Origin of the sequence: Pseudoxanthomonas koreensis (assembly GCF_010093225.1) — a bacterium.
Classification (GTDB): Bacteria; Pseudomonadota; Gammaproteobacteria; order Xanthomonadales; family Xanthomonadaceae; genus Pseudoxanthomonas; species Pseudoxanthomonas koreensis.
Map to the genome: position 1 here is coordinate 1 of NZ_PDWM01000090.1, position 616 is coordinate 616.

Annotated in this window: 1 protein-coding gene; it reads right to left on the bottom strand. The window is 44.3% G+C overall.

Translation table 11 applies throughout. The annotated features are described in order from the left end of the window. Positions 1–26: 26 nt before the first annotated feature. The coding region (locus CSC64_RS13840; protein WP_162435910.1) for a tyrosine-type recombinase/integrase at positions 27–616 on the bottom strand (590 nt) is incomplete at its 5' end.

Genomic DNA, 616 nt, shown 5'->3' on the forward strand with positions numbered 1-616 from the left:
GGTCACTATCAGTCAAAATAAAATCATTATTTGATTTCAATTTTGTCCCACTCCCTGCCTCTGTCATCACGATACTGTGATGCCATGGTGTCCGACTTATGCCCGAGAAGATGTTGAGCAAACTTATCGCTTATCTGCTTCTCATAGAGTCTTGCAGACAAACTGCGCAACTCGTGAAAGGTAGGCGGATCCCCTTCGAAGGAAAGACCTGATGCTTTTCGTGCGCGCATAAAATACCTTGATACTGTGCCGGATGAAAGCGGTTCGCGACGAGTAGATGCAATTATGGTTTCTCCGCCAAGAATCTCTTTGCATTTATCAAGTGTTTCCTTCATTGATATTCCGAGAGCATCAATATGCAATGCTGTTGGGATGGCAATTTTTACGCCTGTTTTGCTTTGCTCGACATAAAGATATCCATCTACGATATCAGACCACTTCATTTCGCATAAATCACCAACTCGTTGCCCGGTAACAACAGCCAGTTCCATTGCAAGTCTGAGCCAACATGGTGATGATTCTGCTGCTTGATAAATTTTCAGGTATTCGTCAGCCGTAAGTCTTGATCTCCTTACCTCTGATTTTGCTGCGCGAGTGGCAGCGACATGGTTTGTTG